The organism is Halomonas sp. DP8Y7-3, assembly GCF_019801675.1.
GTDB classification, from domain to species: Bacteria; Pseudomonadota; Gammaproteobacteria; order Pseudomonadales; family Halomonadaceae; genus Halomonas; species Halomonas litopenaei_A.
Genome location: NZ_JAHVIO010000004.1, coordinates 683,512 through 707,328, shown reverse-complemented (window position 1 = coordinate 707,328; position 23,817 = coordinate 683,512). Strand labels below are relative to the sequence as shown.

Genomic DNA, 23,817 nt, shown 5'->3' with positions numbered 1-23,817 from the left:
AGGGCCGATCACCCGAAAGCGTGGCAACTCCACCATGCCCGCCAGTCATCTTTTAATGGAGTAAGCGCGAAGGAGTAGCGCAATGGTCTTATCACCATGGCTGGTAGCCCCAGATATGGACTACGGAGAAGTGGCCTGCATCTTGGGCGGGTATGATCCGGCAGAAGCTAGCGAGCTTATTAAACATGGCCCTGAATTTGAATATCAAATTGCCGATGTTTACGAGTGGAAACGGCAGATGCTGAAAGCTGTCGGCAGAGGTGATTTGAAGTCGGAACTGATTCTCCTTTACGGATACTCGCCTCATGGTGATCGATCGGAAAAGACATGGTTTAGAGGAGATACTGAAGACATTTTACTTGGAGTATTTCCACACAACGAAGTTAAGATGCAGCTTCAAAGGCCAGAAGTGAACCGCTGGTTAAAGGCATCGGGTATTGATGATGTCGACATTCCATTACAGCTGCGATCCATGCCTTTACTCCCAGAGCCTGGAAAGCACGAGGGGCCGAACAGTGCGAGCAGCGCCCCACTTCACCATCGTCGCCGTCAGACCTATCTGACATTGATAGAGGCACTTGCACTTGAGGCTTTAGGCGGTGAGATACCCACTGAGCCATACAAAGCTGCCAGCATGCTTCAAGTCCTGCTTGAGCGCCACGGGCTCAGGCTGGACAAAGACCCGATAGCAAATACCGTGAAGGAAATACATGCCGCCCGAGAGGATCGGGACAGCGAGAAAGCCTGATTCGATATAGCCATATCTGGAGCCCATAAGGAACGCCGATCATTCCATTTGGGACAAAGCGTTAGAGAAGCACGTCACAGTGCCCATGCAACCCATCGCATAGGGCACCGTGATATGCCAGACACTACCAGCAAGTCCGCACTACTCCGCCGCCCCGAGGTACTGCAACGCTGCGGTATCTCTAACTCTACTCTTCACCGCCTGATCAATGCTGGCGACTTTCCGCACCCGATCCAGCTTAGCCCCCGAGCTGTAGCCTGGATCGAGGAGGAAGTCTCCATCTGGATCGACCAACGCATTAAGGCCAGCCGTTCTCAAAGCGGTACGGCATGATGGCAACCACAAGAAGCAAGGCGCGAATCCCCGAGAGAAAACAAACTCATACGAGTAGGCTACGCCAACCACACTTTCAGCACAGCAACATTGAGGTCGCGCTCGCAGACGCGCTGACCCGTTACGGCGTGGCAATAGAGCCTAAAGCCTCCGGACGCTTTGAGCGCTTCGATACGCCGGACAAGCCCAGGGGCAATGCCAACGGCTGGTACCGCATCCACTCGCCCCAGGCGGCCAGCTTCGGTATCTGGCACATGGACCTGGTAGAGACAGTGACACTCGACGGCCCCAGCGATCCAGAGGCGGTAGCAGCGGCCCGACTGGAGGCCATGCGGGCCCGTGAGCAGCGAGACGAAGAGCGACGCCAGCGGGAAGCCGAAGCCAGGGCGAAAGCGGCCCAATGGTGGGCGCAGTCTCGCCCCGCTGACCCTACTTTTCCCTACCTGACCACCAAGGGCCTACCGCCCTATAACCTGCGCCAGCGTGGCGACATGCTGTTGATGCCGCTTTTCCTCGATGGGGAGTTGGTCAACTTGGAGCGCATCTTTCCGGATGGTGCCAAGCGCCCATTGCCTGGTGGTCGTGTTCGTGGCGCTGCGAGCCTGATAGGCCAATTGGCTGGTGCTGAGCATGTGCTGGTAGCCGAGGGCTGGTCAACGGCTGCTGCCCTGCATGAAGCCATGGGCTGCCCGGTCGTGGTCGCCCGCAATGCCGACAACCTGGCCCCAGTCGCCCGCCGCCTGCGTCAGCAACTACCCGAGGGAGTGGCCATCACCATCGGCGGCGACGATGACCGACACCTACCGGCCCAGGGCCTGCCCAACAAGGGGCGTGTGTCGGCACGTCATGCAGCCCTGGCCATTGATGCTCGATTGCTCATGCCAACGTTCTGTGACGGCTGTGAGGGCTGCTCTGACTTTGCCGACGTGCGTCAGTGCAGGAAAGGAGGTCATCACCATGGCGAGTAACTGCCCAGACACCTTTGACCTGTTCGGTGACGCCTCTGAATCAGTGTCTGATACCGGACGCCTGCAAAAAGAGGTGTCCCATGTGTCCCACGTGTCCCATTCCAGTAATGACGGGGCTTCTAGCCGGGACACGTCCGAAAAAAGCGGTGTCCCGAGGTGTCCCATTGGCCACGAGGAGAGCGCCGTAAACGATGACGACGCGCCCGAGGCAGTAGGCGAACCCAAGCGCCCCAGCTTCGCCACGCACCTTACTCGCACGCAGTACGGCCCACCTGGCCTGCATTACCACGGCCAACGCCAGCCCAGGGGTGACGGCGATCCGGAACCTTTCGACATTTGGGTATGCAGCCCTATCGAATGTCTGGCAGCCACCCACGACGAGCGCGGCGACAACCACGGACTGTTGCTGCGCTTTAAGCCGCCCTATGGCGCTTGGCGAGAGTGGGCGATGCCGCAGCGACTGTTGAAGGGTAGTGGCGAAGAGATGCGCGGTGAACTGCTGGACATGGGGGTAAGGATCAATCCAGACGCCCATCGCTGGCTGACTAAGTGGCTCGCTCAAGCTGCGCCCAAGTCCGAAGTCATTGCCGCCACGCGGGTAGGCTGGCACCAATTGGAAGGTGGCCGAGTGTTCGTAATGCCGCGACGGAGCATTGCTGCCGGGGCTCTGGGCAGCCAGATCACCTTCCAGAGCGAGAACGCGGGGCAAGGTGACTGCGCCACCGCTGGCACCCTGGACGGCTGGCGCAGCCGCATAGGTGCCCTGTGCAGCGGCAATCCACTGCTGGTGCTCGCAGTCTCCGCCGCCCTGGCCGGCCCGCTGCTGTACCTCACCCACCGCCAAACCGCTGGCATTCACCTAGTGGGGGATTCGTCCAACGGCAAGACCACCGCCCTGGAAGTGGCTGCAAGCGTCTGGGGCAGTCCTGAGTTCAAGCGCACCTGGCGTGCCACAGGCAACGGCCTGGAAGGCATTGCAGCCGCCTTGAGCGACACCGCCCTGGTGCTGGACGAGATAGGGGAGGCTGACGGCAGGGAGGTAGGCGCTACCGTCTACGCCTTGGGCAACGGCACCGGCAAGGCTCGCGCCAGCCGCACGGGCAACGCCCGGCGACCTCAGCGCTGGCGTATTGCGGTGCTGAGCAGCGGCGAGCACACCCTGGCCGCCCACATGAGCGAGGCAGGAAAGCGCCCTAAGGCCGGACAAATGGTGCGACTGCTGGATATTCCTGCCAAGCGCCAGCATGGGGCCTTTGACGACCTGCATCACCTGCCTGACGGCCGGGCCTTCGCCGATCACCTGAAAACAGAGGTGACACGCCAGTACGGCCATCTTGGTCCCGCCTTCATCGAGCACCTGGTGATCGAGGGCCGCGACCTGGCTGGAGAGGTGGACAGGTTCGCTCAATTGGACGGGTTCACCACCACCAACCCGCTACAGGGACGTGCCGCCAAGGTGCTCGCTATGATCGGGCTAGCAGGAGAACTGGCCATCGAGTATGGGCTGGTGGGCTGGCAGGAGGGAGAGGCCATGGGGGCTGCTATAGACGCCTTCCAAGCCTGGTCTGCTGGCCAAGGTGGGGTGCGCACAGAGCACGAGCAAATTCTGGCCAGCGTGCGAGGGTTCATCGAGCGTCATGGCGATGCACGCTTCAGTAGCGTGTCCGCTGATCCCCTCCAATCACCCACGGTTTACAACCGGGCTGGCTGGTGGCGTGACGATGCAGAGGGGAGAACGTACCTCTTCAGCGGCGATGGGCTGGGCGAAGCGCTTCGAGGCTTCGACCTGAAGCGAGGCACCGAAGCCCTGGAGACCGCTGGCTGGCTGGTCGAGCGAGAGAGTGATAAGCGCTCCATTCGGATTTGTATCAGCGGGAGTCGTCGTCGCGTCTATGCCATCCGCCCATTTGAGGGCGAGGAGGAGGCCGCAGCATGAGCCTAAGTAACGTTTATCAAGCTCTGTCTGGGACACCTGGACACCATACAGGTCCCAGACGTGTCCAGCCGCAAACCCGCATGGTTGAGGTTTTTGGACACATGGGACACGTGGGACACCACAAAATGCAGGATGGTGGAAAGGATGCCCCAGGCAGGAGTGTCGAGGTGCTGCTAGCTGCTCTCTCTGATGCTGGTAGACACCTTGGCCACGACCTGGTGGGCCAAGTTCGGGCAAGGCTGATGATGATGGATCGTCAGTCCCGCGCCGAACTAGCTGCCGCCATTGATGACGCCTTCGAGGTGGCCCCGGACCTGACCAGCGCCCGCCAGCAGGCTCGCCGAATGCTAACCAATGCGAGCGCCCGGCAGGCAGCTATGGCTGTGTGGCCCGCCTACCCTGAACCGGAGGAGTCGGCATCCAACGTCGAGCATATGGCCCCCTGGCTGGCACTTATCGACCAACACTGTGCCCTGGTGCCCGACGATCACCGCTACCTGATTCACCACCTGTCAGGGCTGCCGGCTACCGAGGCCATGCGCCTGGCCCATCGGTATGTTGTGGCATGGACGAATGCCGCCAGCACCGAGCCTTCTCCACACCGCCAGGCGAACGCCGGCAGACGCGCGGCCAATCGCTGGATACGGGAGGGCCGCCCATAAGCGCTGAAGTCGCGATCCGAGAAGCCACCGGTTGCTGGCCAGCCTGCGCAGCATGAGGGCTGCCACATTACCCGAGGCCGAGCATGTGCTGGCCATTCAGGAGTATGAGCCCAACCATGGCTCCCTGAAGGGCTACACGGCGGTGCTGGAAGCGGTCAACGCCCGGATGCCTGGCTGCAGGCTGGCCAGTTTCATCTGGGCCTGCCTGAAAACCCTAACCGGCGTGGTGAACCTCCTGCTTAAAAACACCACGCCGCCCCCCCCTGCCGCCTGACCTGGAAGACCTGGAAGACCTGGAAGACCGCACAGTGACCGACACCATTACCCGCGACAGCCCGGCCCACCACGACTTTCGCATTGGATTTCTTGCATGGGTATTGATGTGCCAGACAGCTGTTCAGAAAATTCCCATACTCTCTCACGCTCTTCCTGAAGAGCCTCTTGGCCAATACGCGAGATTGATGAATACTCTACTTCACCCTGCATAACTCGAATATTGTATAAAATATATACGGCTGCCTCGTACATTTTTAAAATTAAACATAAGACATCTCCTATTCTTTTGTTTTCACCATAAATAACATTTCTAAGCTCCTGACTCGCTCTACTAAAAATATCTATGTGAAGCTTTATATACTGGAGCGGCCGACGCTCCTTTTGACTTACCTCACCCTTAACTATGAGCTCCTTGTCAAAAACGAAAACGCCGTCAAATTGACGCGGCCCAACAAGCTTCTCAAACGAATGTGTTCTTTTAACTTCATTATAGCTATTTTCAAGCTGTTTCATGGCCTCAATCCCGTCTTCCAGCATGCCCTTCACTTCTGAAACCCACCATTCCTTGGAAGATTTTATAGCACGCTCCTCGCGACGCTTGTTGAGAGCATGATTACAGAATGCACCTATAATAACGCCAAAAACACCAATCAATCCAGCCGCCAAGCTAGGTAACAGATCGGGCCACATAGATGGTTTGGAAACACTAATTGACACCACCTCTGGAAAAATTATCATTTGACAACCCTTTCCAATCAATAATTTAATCTTTAGAAGCCATCGGGAGATAAGATTTACATCCCCCTAACCGGACATTACGCTGATCGCTTACTGCACTGTGAAAGCTACCACAGGCTATCTAATATGGCTTAAACATAATCCCTTTTCGGGCATAAAGCCGTCAGGCGCCGACGAGGTGAGGCGGACCGTGTTCAACCTGGCTGATCTGGCCCGGGCGCTAGGGGCCAGCGAGGAGGACTTGCTAGCCCATGCCGAGAAGATGGGCCTCAAGGCTCAGCTACGCACAACCTTGCCCAACCCGTTGCGCTGACCACCCACACGGCCCCGGCAAACGCTGGGGCCTAGTTTTTCTCCACTATAAAAAAGGTCAATCCATGAGCCGTAACCCGAGACGCCTGGCCGACCCCATACGCCTGCTCGTGAGCGTTGGGCGTGAAGAGGTGGAAGCCGTCGATAGCCGGATGGAGCAAGGCCGCTACCACCGGCACCGCAACCGTGCCAAGTTCGTGCGCCTGGCCATCGAGAGGGAGCTAGCGCGATGCCAGTCTGATGATTTTAATGGTCCCTAGAAGGGCAGTGAAGGTTTCTGCGGCGTCACTAAACGAGGCTCCACCAGGATTTTTCTGTCGCCACCACCCGCCTACCGGAGGATGGTAAAATCGCTGGGGCCATAGCATCCGGACACCGGCTGCCCAACATTATTCTTATACGCACGAAATAACGAGACTTTTTTGGCGATTACGCGCCTACGCCCTCACCTGATCACCACGCCCAAAACAGGTTCTCACCCTGGTTCGCAGCGGTGCGCGCAATCGGTACTCAGCGGGCAGGATATTGAGAAATGTTAAGGTTGGGCCGCCGGTCCAATGTTAAGGTCATTAGCTGTTGGCGAACGCCGACATTGAGCCACGAGGAAAGTCGGGTCCTTCCCAGGGCCGGATTAGGCGTTCACGGGGGCGGGTAGCCGTGGAATCCAGCATTTTTTGCACGCCCCTACACCACTACCAGCGTCCACAGCCCGCATGACTGCTGCGTTTCGTATTTCTAGGGTGGTGCATGTGCAATTGGTGCAGAGAGTCGGGCACTTGCACCCCACTACCTCATAAAACCTCAGTTCAGCATAGCCTTAGGCGAATACATGCGGTAACGTAAATGTGCATTAGAAAATCTTGATCCAACATAACACCTAACTTTCTAGCTAATCGGATCGCAGGGGAGGGGCTGGTTCGCCAGCCCATGAACATAAGAAGGAACACATCATGGGTCAGCAACGCTTGGTTGCTTCGATGGGTGCTTGCTTGATGGCCAGCCTTTTGGTGGGGTGCTCGTCACCTCAGCCACGAATGGCCAGTCAACAGAACTATGAGTACGTCGCCGATATTGGGGCCGCGTACAACTATTGCGTAGGTAACCGGCTTGTCTCGCCCGAACTGGCAGGAAACACGCAATACCACATCACCAACTACCTACAGTACGCGGTGTATAACCAGGCCAAGCTAGAGAGAATAATTGCAGAGAAGGCGTCAGCACAAGGCCCAGCCTCGTGCGCTAAGATGCAAGCCTTTGTGACGCGACAAGAAAACATCCGTCAAGCCAACAACCGGATGGCAGAGCAGCAACGTCAGCAGATCCAGCAAGCCACACAGGCCATGCGACAGGACCAGGCATCGTGCAATACGATTGGTGGTCAGACGTTCTGTACCCAATACTGAAAAGAAAAGGGCCCCAGTTGGGGCCCTTGTAAAATGTATTGGCTCACAGCCGCCCACGCTCACCTCCGGGTTAGACGCGCATTCTTGTTTCTAGACCCTTTCCACCTCTCTATCTGGCTGTAGCCTCTGTAGCCGAGAAATGCCCCAAGCGCCCCTAAGACGAAAGTCCCGCTGATGGCGTTTCCCATTGCTGCAATACCCATGCTCGAACCCAGGAAAGCACCAAAAAGTGCGCAACCAATTGCTGACCCCACATGCCACCTAGTGAATCTCGCCACAACGTCACTCCCTGAAAGCGTTGAGAGAAGGATAGAACACATGGCCAAACCGGCCTAGCCAAAAGCCGCGAATCCGTCACAGACCATAGCCCGGCGTTCTACGGCAAGGGCAGCAATGGGTACCGACATTGTCAGAATCGCGCTCGACGCGCTGGCCGCGAAGCAAACCGACTTGAGTGCCGATTCTTCACCACAACCACCAGGAATCGAGAACGACAGTTGCCAAATGCGCTAGGGGTAATAGGAAAGTCTGTCACATTGTGCCGCAGACCGGCGAGGACCCTTCGATGAATCGCTAACCCAGTTTTTCCCGTTGGCCAGGATCACCAGCAACTGTGGCTTGAGCGACCGCCGCCCCACCCCGAGATGAACGGTGCTGCCGAGAATCGACTGGCGAGTGCTGAAGGGGGCAGAAATGCACGGAAGGGGGCACATATGGGGGCATGTATGAATTAAAAACATGCAACATCGCAACAATATCAAACATCTGAGTAGACTTTTAGTTGGACGCCGCCTCCACCAACACCAGAGAAATGCCACCCTTAGCGGTGGCATTTTTCGTTTTAACGGCACGCCCCAGGGCGAGTGTCGGCGCTTTCTACACACCCCGGGTTCGATTCCCGCCGCTTCCACCAACACCGACGAAAGAACCTCCCACCGGGAGGTTTTTTTGTGTCTGTGGGTATCAAAGACCGACCCCAGGGCGAGTGTCGGCGCTTTTCACACACCCCGGGCTCGATTCCCGCCGCCTCCACCAACACCAGAAAGATGCCACCCTTAGCGGTGGCATTTTTCGTTTAACAGCGCACCCCAGGTCGAGTGTCGGCGCTTTCTACACACCCCGGGTTCGATTCCCGACGCCTCCACCAACACCGACAAAAGAACTTCCCCCAGGGGGGGGGACTGCAGGCATCAGAGACAGGCCGCAGGAGAATGTCGGCACGTACACGCCCCTTCCCATGCCCTGAGTTCGTCTGCCAGCGCTTCTGCCAGGCATTACACAGGGCCCCGCTTGTGTGGCAATGCCAAGATCTGCAGAATCTCGCTTTATTTCCCATCATCAGGAGCCTACCGATGGACCGCCTTTTTATTTACGGCACACTGGGCCCAGGGCGCCCCAACGAACATGTGATGCAGCGGATTGGCGGGCAATGGGTGGCTGGCACTACCCGTGGACGGCTGCTGGAGGCCGGCTGGGGAGCCGCCATGGGCTATCCCGGCATGGTGCCGGACGCACAAGGTGAGCTGATCAGCGGTCATGTCTTCGAATCAGACAATTTGCAGCACCACTGGCAAGAGCTCGATGAGTTCGAGGGACCTGAGTACCAACGCGTACTGGTCACCGTCACTCAGCAAGACGGCAGCCAGGTTGACGCTTACATCTACGCACTTCGCGACCACGACTAGGTCATCCCGAAGCCTGCCTCTTTAGACCTCTACACCATTGACGGATAGCGAGCGCTCCCCAATGGAGCTCGCGTGGAAAGATTTGCAATGAGACACCTGTCCCCAGGTCAATAGATGGCCAAAACTTAAGACTGCCTTAAGGCCACCTCCGTCATACTGACGACGTTGGCAACGTGCCGGGCGAGGATCTGGGGTATGCGAGCATTATTGGTGGAAGACGACCCGTTGCTGGGTGACGGCATCAAGGTCGCGCTGGAGCGCGAGGGCTACGCCGTGGACTGGTTTACCCAGGGCTCTCAGGCGCTCCGGGCCATGGCGTGCGAACCCTTTTCGGTCATGGTTCTGGACCTGGGTCTACCGGACTGCGATGGGGTCGATCTACTGCGTCGCCTGCGCCTTACCAGCTCTCTGCCCGTTCTTATCTTGACCGCTCGAGATGCCATCGAGGACCGCATTCAAGGACTGGACGCCGGTGCCGATGACTACGTGCTCAAGCCATTTGACCTGCAGGAGCTGCTGGCCCGCCTGCGTGTCATCACGCGGCGCGCCGCCGGGCGCGCCAGCTCGACCGTCGACATTGGTTGCCTGTCCATCGATGAAGCTCGACACCTTGTGGACTGGCAGGGACACCAGGTCACCCTGAGTCGACGAGAATTTGCCCTGCTGTCTGAACTTGCCAGGCACCCTGGCCAGGTGCTGTCGCGGCCCCGGCTGGAAGGACTGCTGTATGGCTGGGGCGAAGAGCTCGAATCCAATGCACTTGAAGTGCATGTCCACCACCTTCGCAAGAAGCTTCACAAGGAAATGATCACCACAGTGCGCGGTATCGGATACCGCCTCAACACCGATTTCCTGGCGCCTTCCCCATGATGTCGATTCGTCGCTACCTGTTCAGAACCCTGGCGCTGACGCTGACCCTGGTGACCATTCTTTCGGTCATCGCCGCCTGGCTGATCTCGCAGAACGAGCTGGAAGAAATTCTTGATGCGCAGCTGGCCATCACCGGTCGCGGGTTGATGAGCATGCTCCCCGCCGAACCTGAGGCGGAAGATTACGAGCGCCTGGCACAGTGGATGGATCAACGTAAAGCAAGCACCAGGCTCTACGCCGAAAGCGGTGCGGTACGCAGCCTCGACCAGGCTGACGGACAGACCTTTCACCATGAAGAACGCAAGGTCGGCTTTGGCCTGTGGAACGATGCCGGCAAGCCCCTGCTGATCGGCCCAGGCTGGCATGATGCCAAGACTCAGATGACCGCTCCCGTCGAGCAAGGCTTCCGCTGGCGCTCGCTGGAGGCATCGCGTTGGCGAGTGTTCGCCCTGCACGATGACTCCCGCGGGCTATGGTTGCAGATCGGCATCGAGCGGGAGTTTTTCTCCGATATCATCGAGAGAATTGCCCTTAACCAGCTGTGGCCGATGGTCTTGCTGATGCCCCTTTGCCTATTGCTGGTGCTGCGCCATATTCGCCGCGGCCTGACGCCGATCCGTCGCTTGTCCGAGCAAGTCGAGCACCGTGATTCCGGCGACCTGGGCGAAATCCTGCTCGACGTACCCGATGAATTAAAAGGCTTGAGGGGCGCCCTGAATGACTTTCTGAAACGCCTGAAGGCCGCCCTGGAGAAGGAGCGACGGTTCACCGCCGATGCGGCGCACGAGCTACGCACCCCGTTGGCCGCCATGAAGATCCACCTCGACAATGCCATCGCTGGCGAGAGCAACGCCCTGCCCAAGGCACGTCAGGGCGTCGAGCGCCTGCAGCGCGTGGTCGAGCAGCTACTGGTGCTCGCCAGAGTCGATCGACACTCGAGTGCAGCACATGAGCAGGTGGATCTCCGCGCCCTGCTGCAGGACCTGGCCGCGGAGCTCTGGCCGCTGGCCCAGGCCCGGAATCAAATCATCGAGCTGGTCGATCTGCCCCACGTCTTCGTTGCCGGTAACGCCACAGAGATTGGCATCATGGTGCGCAACCTGATGGACAATGCGTTGCGCTATTCTCCCGACAACAGCACCGTTCATGTGACCCTGGAATCGGCGTCCTCCGGCCCGATACTGTGCATTCTCGATAGTGGTCCAGGCATCGCCGAGAGCCACCTCAATCGCGTGAGCGAACGCTTCCACAGAGCCAGCGACTCATCGGTGACCGGCAGTGGTCTTGGGCTCTCCATCGTCACCGCCATGGCACGTCAACAGGGCGTGAGCCTGTCACTCTCCAATCGGTCCCAGGGCGGCTTGTGCGCTCGCCTGGCATGGTCGTAGATCAGCTCAGGGGCGCATCATGGCGCCCCCGTCACAACGGACAACACCGCACTATTAGACGGCGAAGTATGTAAGGCATTCCTCCCTTCTTGAGCGGCACACAACACCCGTTTTCTACAAAAATGTGCACAATTCCCGCCTCTCCTGGCACGTCCTTCGCTCAACAAGTCTTTGCCCTACGCGCCAGGCCATGCTAATCAATGAGGGTGTGTTCGAAGGCTTTCCCACAAGAGACCGCCTCTACCTCATGCCTCCCCTTTTCATCAGCTACCCACAGGTAGCCCAGGCCATCCAGGGTGAACATATTCCCTGGCTCGTGGTGCTGTCTTGCCTGGTGGCGCTGGTGTCGGTCTACTCTGCCATGGCCGTGGCAGAAAGGGTCAATGCCTCCCGCTGGAAGCACCGCCGTCAGATCTGGTGGCTTGCCGGGGGCACCATGATGGGACTTGGCATCTGGAGCATGCACTTCACCGGCATGCTGGCCTATCGCCTGCCCTTTCCTGCCCATCATAGCCTGGGCCTGACCCTGGTTTCTCTGCTGCCCGCTATAGCAGCAGGGCTCATTGCGGTTGCTGCCATGGCACGCAAGGGACTTTCCACCGCGCACAAGGTGGCCGCAGGCTGCATTCTCAGTGCGGGAATTGCCACCATGCATTACACCGGCATGGCGGCCATGCAGCTACCTGCGAGCATGCGCTTTTCGCCGACTCCGCTGGTCTTGTCTCTGCTGATTTCTCTACCGTTCGGCATCGCCAGCATTCATTGCTTTCACGCCGCGAGAGACCTACCCCGTTTTCACGGCATTCGTCTCGGCAGCCTCATCGCGGCAACCTTGGCATCGCTGGCCATTTGCAGCATGCACTACTCGGCCATGATGGCCGTGCACTTCTTGCCCGAACCAGGCTGGGAGGCGATTCCCCACAGTGCTGGCCATGACGCTATCGTGGCGATCGCCGTTATCGTGCTTGCCTCGTTGTTCGCATTGACAACGCTGGCGTCGGTGCTGGTCGATCGCAAACTCCAGGACAGCGCCGCCCGCATGCAGGTGTCCCGGCGTCAGCTGGTGGATGTCATCGAGTCGATGCACGATGGCGTCGTGCTGCTCGACCAGCGCGCGCGTATGGTGATGTGCAACCACGCCTTCGAGACGTTGACCGGGGTGCCGCACACCGATCTCCAGGGCCACTCGCTGCTGCGCCTCAATACCCTGCTGCGCTTCGATCACTATCGCGGCAACATTCTGCGTTCGCTGAAAGAGAATGGCGCCTGGATCGGCGATGTGGAGGTTCGTCATCGTGCCGGCCATCGCTTTCCCGCACGCCTGAGCATCAACCGCGTGCGCGCCGAAGAAGACAGCGCAGGCCACTTCGTGGCGACCCTCAGTGATACCACGGCGCACCACAATGCCCAGCAGCGCATCCGCTATCAGGCCTATCACGATGCCCTGACGACACTGCCCAACCGCAGTTCGCTGCAAGAACGCATCCATGCGCTGCAGCTGGCCAGTGATGTCAGCGGGCGCCATATCATGCTGCTGCTTGTCGATATCGATAACTTCAAGGGCATCAACGACGCCCTGGGGCAGGCCACCGGCGATCGCCTGCTCAAGGCCCTGGCCGCCAGATTGAAGCCCTGGGCCAGACAGCCGAGCGATCTGGCACGCCTTTCCAGCAACGAATTCGCCCTGCTCTATGACGGACTGTCAGTGACGCCAGAGAGTGCCATGGACCAAGCTCGCAGCAAGGCCCGGCAGGTGCTGGAAAGCCTCAACGGCGACTACTCCCTCGCCGGAGAGCGTCACAGTTGCCACGTCAGCGGGGGCTTCCTGCTGTTTCGCGGGGGAGAGCTTGGCGTCGGCGAGCTGCTCAAGCGGGCAGGACTGGCGCTTCTTGAAAGCAAGTGCGAAGGGGTACAGCGCCCCTGTGCCTTTGAAGCCTGCATGGTTGAACGACTGGACGCACGCCTCAGGCTGGAGCGACAGCTCAAGACCGCCGTCGAGGAAGATCAGCTACGACTTCACATGCAGCCACAGGTGGATGATCTGGGCAACATCCTCGGCGCCGAGATGCTGCTGCGCTGGGAACACCCCGAACGCGGCCTGATCTCCCCCAGCACCTTCATCAGCCTGGCGGAGGAAACCGGCCAGATTGTCGAGCTGGGCAACTGGGTGCTGCACCAGACCTGCCAGCTGTTGGCCGAGTGGCAGCAGCATGAGCACCGACGACATTGGACCCTGTCGGTCAATGTCAGCGCGAGAGAGTTTCAACGCGCTGATTTTGTCTCCGGGGTCAAGGCAGCCTTGGCCAAGACCGGTGCCCCCGCCCGCCAGCTCACCCTGGAGCTCACCGAATCGCTGATGCTGGGAGAGGCCTATCCGGTGATCGATACTCTGGGCCAGCTGCGTGATCTCGGAGTGCGCTTCGCCATCGATGACTTCGGCACCGGATACTCTTCTCTGGCGTATCTCAAGCGGCTTCCCCTGGATACGCTCAAGATCGACGTTGCGTTTGTTCGCGACCTGACCGAAGACCCTACCGCAGCCCCCATCGCCCAGACCATTATCGCCCTCGCCCAGACCCTCAAGCTGGGCGTCATTGCGGAAGGCGTCGAGACCATTGCACAACAGGAGCGACTGCTGGAGCTTGGCTGTCGCTCCTTTCAGGGCTACCTTTACTCGGTCCCGCTTCCGCTCAAGCAGTTCCTGGCACTCGCGACACGCCCCTGCTTGCCGATGACCGAACCCGCGCCAAGTCAACAATAGGGCCGCCTAACTGGCATCACGACAGCGCCAAACTTGCAATACTGTCACCAATTGGCAAGATGGACACCTTGACCCGAGGCGATACCATCCCCCATGAACGACCCCCTCAACCACGACGAACGCGCATCGCTGATCTCTCCTGAAAGCCACGTCGAGGGGTTTCGCAAGGCAAGGGATGCTCGCCGCACCGAGCTCATCGAAGACTATGTCGAGTTGATCTCGGATCTGATCACCGACGGCGGTGAAGCGCGTCAGACGGATATCGCCCGTCGCCTGGGCGTGGCCCAGCCCACGGTGGCCAAGATGCTCAAGCGCCTCGACGAGGAAGGCCTGATCATCAAGCGGCCCTATCGCGGCATCTTCCTCACCGAGAAGGGGCAGGCCCTGGCGGATGCCAGTCGCGAACGCCACCAGATCGTCGAAGCGGTGCTGATCAAACTCGGCATCACTCCCGAAACCGCCAGGGTCGACGCCGAAGGCATTGAACATCACGTCAGCGCAGAAACGCTGGCGGCCTTCGAGCGCTTCCTCGAGCCCTGACAGTCTTCAACGCTGCCAAACCCTGCGCCCACGCCTGGCGTCGGCCCAAATATAGTCAACGTCCATTGATGCGATTGAGGCGCGCCTCTTGACGATTGCCCTGTATCTCGCCAAAACTTAGCCTTGTCTATAAATGATAGCCAAATGGCACGTTGGCGCGATACTCGCGCTTGCCCATCATCAAGGGAGTCCTGTTCATGCGTCGTTCGGCCCTTCTGCTTCCGCTGCTGACGGCTACCAGCCTGTCGAGTATCGGCCTTGCCCATGCTCAGGATGACGCCGCTGGGGAGGTATCGCCCCTCGCCACCGTCGTGACCATCGGGATGCTCAGTGATCTGGTCGAGCAGGTGGGCGGAGACTGTGTTGCGGTCAATACCATGATGGGTCCGGGCATCGATCCACATCTCTACCAGGCGAGCGCCCGGGACGTGCACGACCTTGATGAGGCTGAGCTGATTCTTTACAGCGGCTTTTCGCTGGAGGGTCAGCTGGGCAAGGTCTTCGAGCGATTCTCGCGCATCAAGCCCACCGCTGCCGTCAGTGAGCAGGCGATTACCGACGATCAGGTTATCCACACCCAGGACGCCTACGGCGTGGACCCCCACCTGTGGATGGATGCAGCGCTCTGGGCCCAGAACATCCCGACCATTGCCGCCCTGCTCAGCGAGCAGCGCCCTGACTGCGCTGCGGCGATCGATGCGCGTGCAGAGGCCTACCAGGCATCGCTGCTCGCGCTCGATGAGTGGATCCAGGCCAGTATCGACAGTATCCCAGCCGATCAACGCATCCTGCTGACCGCCCACGATGCGTTTGGCTATTACGGCCGCGCCTATGGCATCGAGGTTGCCGGCATTCAGGGGCTTTCCACCGCCACCGAGACCGGTGTCGCCGATATCCGACGCATGGCAGACAAGGTCGTGGCCCAGGGGGTACCCGCCATGTTTGTGGAAAGCACCATCAACCCACGCACGGTGCAGGCGGTCATCGACGCGGCTGCCGACCAGGGCCACCGTATCGCTATCGGTGGACAGCTTTACTCTGATGCCATGGGCGATGAGAACACCCCGGAAGGGACCTATATCGGCATGCTGAAGAGTAATACCGAGCAGATTGTCGCGGCACTCGGTGGACACACCGTTGCCTGGCCAGACCGCCTCGCCGACTGGACCGAGCGAGTGGCACAAGCCACCCAGATGCCCAGCGAACCTTAAGTATGTAGCGCGCGTCGCCCTGCCAGACGGGGCGACGGCGACAGGAGCGACCCCATGAGCCAGCAGCTGCACGAACCGAACCTTGCCCTGCACGTAGAGGACCTGACCGTCAGCTACCACGGCAAGCCCGTATTGTGGGACATCGACTTTGACGTGCCGCCCGGCGTGATGGCCGCCATTGTCGGGCCCAACGGCGCCGGCAAGAGCACGCTGATCAAGAGCATCCTCGGCCTGGTCCCGAGCATCGCTGGCCACGTCACCCTGCACGGCCACCCCTACCGCCAGGCCCGGCGCCGCGTCGGCTATGTGCCGCAGCGCTCGACGGTGGACTGGGACTTCCCCACCACGGCGCTGGACGTCGTCACCATGGGGCTTTACGGACGCCTGGGATGGCTCAGGCGTCCGGGGCGACGCGAGCGACGTGAGGCCATGGCAGCGCTCGAGATGGTGGGCATGGAACGCTTTGCCGAGCGCCAGATCAGCCAGCTTTCCGGCGGCCAGCAGCAGCGGGTGTTCCTTGCCCGTGCCCTGGTGCAGAACGCCGATGTCTATTTCCTTGATGAGCCCATGGCCGGCGTCGACGCGACCACGGAGCGCGCCATCGTCGATATCCTCAGGCGCCTGCGCGATCAGGGAAAGACGGTCATCGTGGTGCATCACGATCTGCAGACGGTTCGCAGCTACTTCGACTGGATGCTGATGCTCAATGTCCGCGTGATCGCCCAAGGTCCGGTGGATGAGGTCTACACCGCCGACAACCTGCGGCGTGCCTATGGGGGCCAGATTGCCCTGCTTGACGATGTCACCAGTGCCATCCCCGGCCCACGCGCCCCGGCCAATTCTGAGGAGGTGCCGGGATGAGCCTGGCCAGCCTCCTCGGTGACTACACTCTGCAGAATGTGGTGCTCGGTGCTGCCATGCTGGGACTGGTGAGCGGCGTGCTGGGCTCTTTTGCGGTGCTGCGCAAGCAGAGCCTGCTCGGCGATACCCTGTCCCATGCAGCGCTGCCAGGGGTCTGCCTGGGCTTCATCATCGCCGGGGGCCGTGAAATGGGCAGCATTCTTGCTGGCGCGCTGTTCACTGGCTCCCTGGCTGCCCTGGTGATGCTGCTGCTGACCCGCATGAGCCGGCTCAAGACCGACGCCGCTCTGGGCATCTCGCTGAGCGTCTTCTTCGCTATCGGCGTAGTGCTGCTGACGTACATTCAAGGCACGGGCAACGCCTCCCAGGGCGGCCTGGATGCCTTTCTGTTCGGCCAGGCGGCGGCCACGCTGAGAAGCGACCTGTGGATCATGGCTGCCGTGGGCGGCGTGGCCCTGGCCTTGGTCGCCGGCCTGTGGAAAGAGTTCAAGCTGGTGTCCTTCGATGCCCAGTTTGCCGCGACCCAAGGCATGCCAGTGTCGCTGCTGGATGGGTTGATGACGATCATGATCGCCCTGGCGGTGGTCATTGGCCTGCAGATGGTCGGCGTGGTGCTGATGGCTGCCATGGTCATCGCCCCTGCCGTTGCCGCCCGTCAGTGGGCCAACCGGCTCGAGTCGATGGTGGCATTGTCGGCGCTGTTCGGCATTCTCGGCGGTGTCGTGGGCGCCGTCATCAGCGCCACGGGCCCCGGCCTTGCGACGGGTCCGCTGATCATCCTGAGCCTTTCCAGCGTGGTCCTGGTGTCCCTGCTATTCGCCCCCAGACGTGGCTTCTTGTGGGAGATCCTCAAGCTGCGACGTGACCGACGCCAGCTCCGCTACCAGCGCGTGCTGACCACGCTTTACCAGCTGGCAAGCCACCACGCAGACCGCCACTATCGCTCAGAAAAACGCATGCTGGACACCTACCTGGGCGCAGATAGCCGCAGGGCTCTTGCCCGCCTGATGGCTCGCGGACTGATCATCGAGCAGGATCCTCCCCCCCATGAGCCCGGCAACAACAAACGCTGGGTACTGACGCCAGCAGGCTGCCAGGAGGCAGAACGCATTCTGGCGACGCTCGGGCAGGAGCAAGCACACTAATGGCCACCCTATTCGACAACATCCCACTGATGATCATGCTGGTCGGGGCGCTGGTGGGCATCGCCTCGAGCCTGGTCGGCACCTTTCTGGTGCTGCGCGGGACCAGCATGCTGTCAGACGCCATCGGTCACTCTATCGTGCTCGGCATCGTGGTCGTCTGGCTGGCGACCCATCAAGCCAACGGCCCGGTGCAGATCATCGGCGCAGCACTGACCGGCATCCTTACCGTCTTCTTGACCGAACTGCTGGTCTCGACGCAAAGGGTCAAGAAGGATGCCGCCATTGGTCTGGTGTTTCCCGTGCTGTTTTCGCTGGGCGTGCTGCTGATCAACCTTTACGCCAGCGACGTGCATATCGACGCCCATACGGTGCTGCTGGGGGAAATCGGCTTCGTCTGGCTCGATACCCTGACCATCGGAGGCGCGGAGGTGCCCCGCGCGCTGATCTCCATGGGCGCCATGACCTTGCTCAACCTGCTGTTCGTGGCGGCCTTTTACAAGGAGCTGAAACTCGCCACCTTCGACGAGGCCCTGGCCAAGGCATTAGGCTTCGCCCCCACGGCACTGTTCTACGTCTTGCTGATGTTGACCAGCGGTACCGCCGTCGCAGCCTTCGATGCCGTGGGTGCGGTGCTGTTCGTGGCCTTCGTCATTGTTCCGCCATCCGCGGCGTATCTGCTCACCGACCGGCTATGGAAGATCTTTGTCTATGCCTCGCTGATCGCGGCCGCCTCCAGCGTCTCCGGCTATATGCTGGCGGTGGCATGGGACGTGTCGATTGGCGGCATGATGGCCGTCATGACCGGCGTCTTCCTGGCTCTGGCCTTTCTGCTCGGTCCGCGCTATGGCCTGTGCGCCCAGTGGCTGAGCCGTCGCCGCCAGCGCGACCTCAACGAAAGCCGTACCCTGATGGTGCACCTCTATCACCACGAAGATGGCCCCGAAAAGGCAGTGGAAAACGTGACCCAGGCGCTGCGCGAGCATCTTATGTGGACACCTGCCAGGGCGCGTCGCGCGGTTGAGTTATCCCGCCAGCGCCAGCTTATCGTGCAGGAGGGTGAGCGCTTGCACCTCACCCAGGCGGGCCGGCATATGGCGCGAGAGATTCTGGAGCCAGGCGCCAAGGACGGCAGCTGATACCAGGCAGCGACGTCAACGGGGCAGCCAGAGGCTGCCCCATTGATCTAACATAGCGCCACCTATGAGTGCGCCGAGCCCACACTGCCCCCGCCACAGACGTAGAGATTCTGCCCGGTCACAAACCCGCTCCCGGGCGACATGAAGAAGCCGACAGCATTGGCCACGTCCTCGGGTCGACCAATTCGGCCCACGGGGATAGCCGCCAGCACCTTGGCCGTCACCTCCGCTCCCGGTGGATGGTTCTGGCGAAACATGGCGGTCTCGATGGGGCCAGGGCTGACCATGTTCACGGTAATGCCAGCCGGCGCCAGCTCCAGCGCGAGGCTTCGCGTAACCCCCAGCATGCCTGACTTCACCAATGAGTAGGCTGTACGGCCAGGGCGACCGAGAATCATCCGACTGCCGATATTGACGATGCGCCCCCCACCGAGGGCACGCAGTGCAGGCAGTACCTCCTGTATGCAATGCAGACAGGCCTCACAGTGAATATTCACCATCGCCCGCAGGCGCTCGAACTCCAGTGCGTCGATATCGGCAACGTAGGGAAACCCTGCGGTGTTGACCAGACCACTTACCGGCGTCTTGGCAACGACACCACGAACGGCCTCCCTCAGCGCCTTGGCATCCATCAGGTCGACCAGGATATCGACGGCACCTAGCGACGGATCGGATGCCTCCAATGACAGGTTGTATACCCGGTGACCATCGTCACGCAGGCGCCTTATCACCGCGCCACCGATGGCACCTGAACCACCGGTCACCAGGGTGACCGGCGAAGACGGGGGGGTTGGTATCGTCACGATCGACACTCCTAGGTAAGAGAGGAAACATGGAGCATGGGAAAAGAGGTAACGTCGTGGCGCTGGCCACGTTGCGCTGACAGATAGGCCGCCTCGAGCACCCACATGGTCCGCTCCAGGTCGGCGAGGGACGCCACCGGCGGTGCTTGGCAGAGGTAGCGCGCCAAGGTGGTGCGGGCGTAGTCGGCAAAATGGCGTTTGAAGGTCCACTGGGCCGGCAGGTGGAAGGCACGAGCACCACGATCATCCTCGACCCACAGCCGGTCACCGCTCAACCGGGCCAGGAAGGACTCGTGCTCCAGCTCGAAGGCAAAGCCCATATAGGCCGCGTTGTCGACTGGCTGGTTGTAGCCCACGCGGACATCGCAGTGCCGCCCGCGGCTGAAATCAAGACGAATGCAAGCATCATCTTCCACCGCTAACCCCAGGCAGTCACTCGACATCCGCGCTTCTACCGATTCAAGTTCATGCCCCATGCGTGACAGCACGAAATCGATCGGGTGATGCCCCAGGTTCATGGCTGCCCCACCTCCCGCGCGCTCAGGATCCACCAGCCAAGGAGAAGACGCAGAGTGCTGCAAAGGCGTTCGCGCCTGAACATCGAAGCGCATCGAACGAATACCCGCATGATCGCCGGGCGCCAGGGCATCCAGGGTGGCGGCCATGTCACTCAGACGATAATGAAACGGCACCGAGACAAAGAGCTCGCTAGACTCGGCCCGCTGGCGCAGGGTGGTGACGCTGACCCGATCGACGCCGCCGGGTTTTTCCAGCGAGAAAGGCATGTGATGGTCAATCAGCTGACCCGCGAGCGTCGGCAGCCGAGCGTGTTCACCAAAGGCGAAGACAAAGTCAGGCCGGGCCGACTCGCACAAGTCATCGATGCTGCCATAGCACGGAGCAGCAAGTGAGGACTCCAGGGGCGACACCAGTTCGCGCTGATCTTCATAGAAGCCGACGAACTCCGCCCCCGTCGCCTCGATGCCCGGCCGATACATGGGAAAATGCCAATGGGCAGGATTCACCACCGCGACGCGCGGACGTCGCCCCGATAGCGGCCATTCTCTGTTCATTGATGTTCCTCCGGCAGCACGGGGGAGATCCCAGCGCGACGCTGTTGCATCACCAACACGATGGCTAAGACAGCCCCGGCGAGATTGGCCCAGTGCGCCCCGTCGAAGAGAGCCACAGGAAGCAACAGGCCAATACCAGCGGTGGCCGCAAGTACCCGAGCAAGGCCTGACAAGGGGGTCATCAAGAAGCCGACGAAGGACGCCGTGATCAACCAAACGCCTGGCAGGGCGGTCGCCACGGTCAGCGCGACTTGCCAAGGCGAGCCCACCAACAACAGCGACGGCGAATAGATGAACAAAAATGGAATGATGAAGGCCACCCACCCTAGCCGCAGCGCCTCGAAGGAAGTGCGTACCGGGCTGCCTTTGGCCATGGACGCCGCCACATAGCTTGCTACCGCCACAGGTGGTGAGAGCATCGACATCAGGCCGAAGTAGAGCACAAACAAGTGAGCGGCAATCGGTTCCACTCCCAGGCGAACGATCGCCGGTGCCGCCAGGGTAGCCAGCAGCACGTAGACTCCCACCGTGGGCATTCCCATCCCAAGCACAATCGATACCAGGGCCGTCACCAGCAGTAGAATCAGCAGGCTGCTGCCGCCGAGATCCAACAAGTAGACCGAGAGCGCAAACGCCGACCCTGACACATTGATCAAGCCAATGACGATCCCCGCGGCTGCGGTGATCACCACGATGTCCATCATGGCGAGGCCCGTTTCGGCCAGCGCCTTTCCCATGTCGGAAAAGCGCGGCCGACGATCATCGCCGGCAATCGGCAACAGCTTCAACAGCACCAGCGTAAGTGCGGCCAACAGCGCCGACTCTTCAGGCGTACGGTTGAAACTGAACATGCACACCAACAGGACAACAAAGGGCGTCACATAGACCAGTGCTCGACGCCTCAGCCCGCTTGCCTTGCGCTCGGCGGCGTCCACCGGGGCGATTCGGTCACGCCCGGCGACCAGGTCCACGTAGAACATTACCGCGATGTAGTACAACAGCGCGGGCACCAGCGCATGAACCAGCACGGTGCCATAGGAAATCTGCAGGAACTCTGCCATCAGAAAGGCCGCGGCCCCCATGATCGGCGGCAGCAGCTGCCCGCCGGTGGATGAGACCGCCTCGATTGCCGCGGCCTGCTCCGACCGATAACCGGCACGTTTCATCAGAGGGATACTGACCACCCCAGTCGCTACGATATTGGCCACCGCACTGCCGGAGACCGAGCCGAAGAAAGCGGAACCGACGACCGCAGCCTTGGCCGAGCCTCCGCGATAGCGGCCCACACTGCGCATTGCCAAATCAGTGAAGAAGTCGCCACCGCCAAACCTGGCGATCAGGGTGCCAAACAGGATGAAAGCGAACACCGTGCTTGCCGAAATGGACAGAGGCAGGCCGAGGATGGCGGTGGAGTCCGTCGAGAGATAGGCAAAGATGCGCTCCCAAGCAACGGAGCGCCCCTGCAAGATGGCCGGCATACTTCCGGCAATGTGGGTCTGAAAGAGAAAGAACAGCACCACTGCCGCAAGAAAGACCCCCGCCACCCGATACACCGCGATCACCGTCAGCGTGGTAAGCAGTACACCCACGATCACCGTATCTGTGCGCATCATGGCAGATGCCATCAGCAGGTCTTCGTAGTGTCGAGCGGCGTAAAGGGTGGTCGCCAAGGCAATGATCGCAAGCCCGCCCTGGGCGAGAGCCAGAAAGGCGCCCGGCCAAGTGCGACCCAGCAAGCTGGGGGCTTGCTTGACCGCTGACAGGAAACACATGGCCAAGCCCAAGCCGAGGACCACCAGCAAGTATTGTTCGTTGTAAAACAGAAGGCCTAGCGAGCGAGGAACATCTGTCACCCAAGCCAGACCACACAGGGTCAGAAGACTCGCTAGCAGGCGCACCGCTCGTGCCTGCCAGCCCGTAGGTTGGACATCATTCATGGTGTTCTCCTGTACCACCGATACGGCGAGAGTGCGCTGTTACTGATGCGCGTCGCCCTGCCACAACTCCACTTCACGCAGGTAGCGCTCGGTGCCTGGGTGTACCGGGATACCGACATCTACCGCGAGAGCGTCCAGCGGCATGTCCGCAAAGGCCGGCACGGCCTCAGCCAGGGCCGCCTGGCGAGTATGCAGCGTCTTGACCAGCTGATAGGCAGCCTCGTCGGACGTGTGGACGGAGCCCACGATGACGAACGGCGTAGTAATAATGTCGATATCTTCACTGGCATAATCGCTCTCGTCGGCCTTGAGCGTACGAACCAGGGCCCCGGGGACATGTTCGGCCAGGAACTCGCCAAACTCAGGGTCATCGCCGAGGCCCAGATAACGCAGCCCACCGACCGAGGCATTGAGCTCAAGCTCCCGCCCTGAACCCACGGAGTGCGACACCACGTCCACTCGCCCTGCGGAGAAGTCATCCAGCGATTTAAGGGCGTTGGGGACCAGTACCGGTGAAATGTCGTCTCGGCCGAGCCCGCCTGAGGCAAGATAGGCCTCCACCACCGCCCCGTTGTTGCGCTGCTGGGTGAACCCCCAGGGGACATCGGCCCCTTGCAGGTCGGTGATCTGGTAATAGGGGGAGTCAGCTCGGACGAAGAAGCTGAAATCGAGCGGGTAGACGGTGGCAATGATCCTCAGGTCATCCACCGGGGAGGAGAACTCACCCATCCCACGATAGGCAAAGGCAGCGGCAATCGCGGTGGCGAAAGAGGCATCCAACTCGCCGCTGGCCACCATGGGCAACGTCACGGGGGGACCACCTTGGGGGACCACGGACACCCGCTCTCCGCTTTGCTCCCCCAGTTCTCTTGCCAGGGCGGCACCGCTGGCATACGCCAGCGTACCTTGGGGCAAGGTGCCGATGGCAATACCATCGGCCTGCACCAGTGGGCTCGCGACGAGCAGGCAGGTGGCGAGGATCTTGTTGTTCATTTTTTGTTCTCCGTCAGAGTGGCGTGCCCTTAGGTTAG

23 protein-coding genes are annotated in these 23,817 nt (G+C 60.5%); 18 read left to right on the top strand and 5 right to left on the bottom strand.

The window, feature by feature from the left end; translation table 11 throughout:
- Positions 1-82: 82 nt before the first annotated feature.
- From KUV86_RS08410 to KUV86_RS08385, 6 genes are all read left to right on the top strand, one after another.
- Positions 83-748 (top strand): hypothetical protein, encoded by a 666-nt coding sequence (locus KUV86_RS08410; RefSeq protein WP_222484406.1) that lies wholly within the window; start codon positions 83-85, stop codon positions 746-748.
- A gap of 114 nt (positions 749-862) precedes the next feature.
- Positions 863-1,081, top strand: a complete 219-nt coding sequence (locus KUV86_RS08405; RefSeq protein ID WP_222484403.1) for a helix-turn-helix transcriptional regulator — start codon at positions 863-865, stop codon at positions 1,079-1,081.
- A gap of 128 nt (positions 1,082-1,209) precedes the next feature.
- Positions 1,210-2,049 carry a toprim domain-containing protein gene (locus KUV86_RS20075; protein ID WP_222484401.1) on the top strand — a complete coding sequence of 280 codons (840 nt, stop codon included), beginning with the start codon at positions 1,210-1,212 and terminating at the stop codon, positions 2,047-2,049.
- Positions 2,039-3,985 (top strand): DUF927 domain-containing protein, encoded by a 1,947-nt coding sequence (locus tag KUV86_RS08395; RefSeq protein WP_222484400.1) that lies wholly within the window; start codon positions 2,039-2,041, stop codon positions 3,983-3,985. The genes KUV86_RS20075 and KUV86_RS08395 overlap by 11 nt, the downstream gene beginning before the upstream one ends.
- A 167-nt stretch (positions 3,986-4,152) precedes the next feature.
- Complete coding sequence (locus KUV86_RS08390; protein WP_222484399.1) at positions 4,153-4,647, top strand: hypothetical protein; 495 nt, start codon at positions 4,153-4,155, stop codon at positions 4,645-4,647.
- A gap of 31 nt (positions 4,648-4,678) precedes the next feature.
- On the top strand, positions 4,679-4,921 hold the full coding sequence (locus KUV86_RS08385) for a hypothetical protein (protein ID WP_222484398.1): 243 nt from the start codon (positions 4,679-4,681) through the stop codon (positions 4,919-4,921).
- 47 nt (positions 4,922-4,968) lie between these two features.
- Here KUV86_RS08385 and KUV86_RS08380 read toward each other — a convergent pair whose 3' ends face one another.
- Entirely contained in the window at positions 4,969-5,661 is a 693-nt protein-coding gene (locus KUV86_RS08380) for a hypothetical protein (protein WP_222484397.1), read from the bottom strand.
- A gap of 190 nt (positions 5,662-5,851) precedes the next feature.
- Between KUV86_RS08380 and KUV86_RS19965 the strand changes: the two genes are divergently transcribed.
- From KUV86_RS19965 to KUV86_RS08325, 12 genes are all read left to right on the top strand, one after another.
- Positions 5,852-5,974 (top strand): hypothetical protein, encoded by a 123-nt coding sequence (locus tag KUV86_RS19965; protein ID WP_261397568.1) that lies wholly within the window; start codon positions 5,852-5,854, stop codon positions 5,972-5,974.
- A gap of 64 nt (positions 5,975-6,038) precedes the next feature.
- On the top strand, positions 6,039-6,233 hold the full coding sequence (locus KUV86_RS08375) for a hypothetical protein (RefSeq protein WP_222484396.1): 195 nt from the start codon (positions 6,039-6,041) through the stop codon (positions 6,231-6,233).
- Between the two features lie 690 nt (positions 6,234-6,923).
- Complete coding sequence (locus KUV86_RS08370) at positions 6,924-7,376, top strand: hypothetical protein (RefSeq protein ID WP_222484395.1); 453 nt, start codon at positions 6,924-6,926, stop codon at positions 7,374-7,376.
- A gap of 1,352 nt (positions 7,377-8,728) precedes the next feature.
- Complete coding sequence (locus tag KUV86_RS08365) at positions 8,729-9,061, top strand: gamma-glutamylcyclotransferase (RefSeq protein WP_222484393.1); 333 nt, start codon at positions 8,729-8,731, stop codon at positions 9,059-9,061.
- 195 nt (positions 9,062-9,256) lie between these two features.
- Positions 9,257-9,931 carry a response regulator transcription factor gene (locus KUV86_RS08360; protein ID WP_206942402.1) on the top strand — a complete coding sequence of 225 codons (675 nt, stop codon included), beginning with the start codon at positions 9,257-9,259 and terminating at the stop codon, positions 9,929-9,931.
- Positions 9,928-11,319, top strand: coding sequence for an ATP-binding protein (locus KUV86_RS08355; RefSeq protein WP_222484391.1), 1,392 nt, complete (start codon positions 9,928-9,930; stop codon positions 11,317-11,319). Before KUV86_RS08360 ends, KUV86_RS08355 begins: the two co-directional genes overlap by 4 nt.
- Before the next feature lie 247 nt (positions 11,320-11,566).
- A complete protein-coding gene (locus tag KUV86_RS08350) occupies positions 11,567-14,080 on the top strand; it encodes an EAL domain-containing protein (protein ID WP_222484390.1) in 2,514 nt (837 codons plus the stop codon).
- Positions 14,081-14,173: 93 nt separating this feature from the next.
- Entirely contained in the window at positions 14,174-14,620 is a 447-nt protein-coding gene (mntR, locus tag KUV86_RS08345) for a manganese-binding transcriptional regulator MntR (RefSeq protein ID WP_206942395.1), read from the top strand.
- Positions 14,621-14,817: 197 nt separating this feature from the next.
- On the top strand, positions 14,818-15,831 hold the full coding sequence (locus tag KUV86_RS08340) for a metal ABC transporter solute-binding protein, Zn/Mn family (protein WP_222484388.1): 1,014 nt from the start codon (positions 14,818-14,820) through the stop codon (positions 15,829-15,831).
- 54 nt (positions 15,832-15,885) lie between these two features.
- Entirely contained in the window at positions 15,886-16,692 is an 807-nt protein-coding gene (locus tag KUV86_RS08335; RefSeq protein ID WP_206942391.1) for a metal ABC transporter ATP-binding protein, read from the top strand.
- A complete protein-coding gene (locus KUV86_RS08330) occupies positions 16,689-17,837 on the top strand; it encodes a metal ABC transporter permease (protein WP_206942389.1) in 1,149 nt (382 codons plus the stop codon). Before KUV86_RS08335 ends, KUV86_RS08330 begins: the two co-directional genes overlap by 4 nt.
- Positions 17,837-18,973 (top strand): metal ABC transporter permease, encoded by a 1,137-nt coding sequence (locus KUV86_RS08325; protein ID WP_222484386.1) that lies wholly within the window; start codon positions 17,837-17,839, stop codon positions 18,971-18,973. The genes KUV86_RS08330 and KUV86_RS08325 overlap by 1 nt, the downstream gene beginning before the upstream one ends.
- A gap of 62 nt (positions 18,974-19,035) precedes the next feature.
- On the opposite strand, the gene KUV86_RS08320 is transcribed toward KUV86_RS08325, so the two are convergent.
- The 4 genes from KUV86_RS08320 to KUV86_RS08305 are packed head-to-tail and all read right to left on the bottom strand — an operon-like array spanning position 19,036 to position 23,779.
- A complete protein-coding gene (locus KUV86_RS08320) occupies positions 19,036-19,776 on the bottom strand; it encodes an SDR family oxidoreductase (protein ID WP_222484383.1) in 741 nt (246 codons plus the stop codon).
- Positions 19,777-19,787: 11 nt separating this feature from the next.
- Complete coding sequence (locus KUV86_RS08315) at positions 19,788-20,849, bottom strand: Gfo/Idh/MocA family protein (protein ID WP_222484381.1); 1,062 nt, start codon at positions 20,847-20,849, stop codon at positions 19,788-19,790.
- Positions 20,846-22,786, bottom strand: a complete 1,941-nt coding sequence (locus KUV86_RS08310) for a TRAP transporter permease (protein WP_222484379.1) — start codon at positions 22,784-22,786, stop codon at positions 20,846-20,848. The genes KUV86_RS08315 and KUV86_RS08310 overlap by 4 nt, the downstream gene beginning before the upstream one ends.
- Before the next feature lie 39 nt (positions 22,787-22,825).
- Positions 22,826-23,779: a TAXI family TRAP transporter solute-binding subunit gene (locus KUV86_RS08305; protein ID WP_222484377.1), complete on the bottom strand. Its 954-nt coding sequence runs from the start codon at positions 23,777-23,779 to the stop codon at positions 22,826-22,828.
- Between the last annotated feature and the right edge of the window lie 38 nt (positions 23,780-23,817).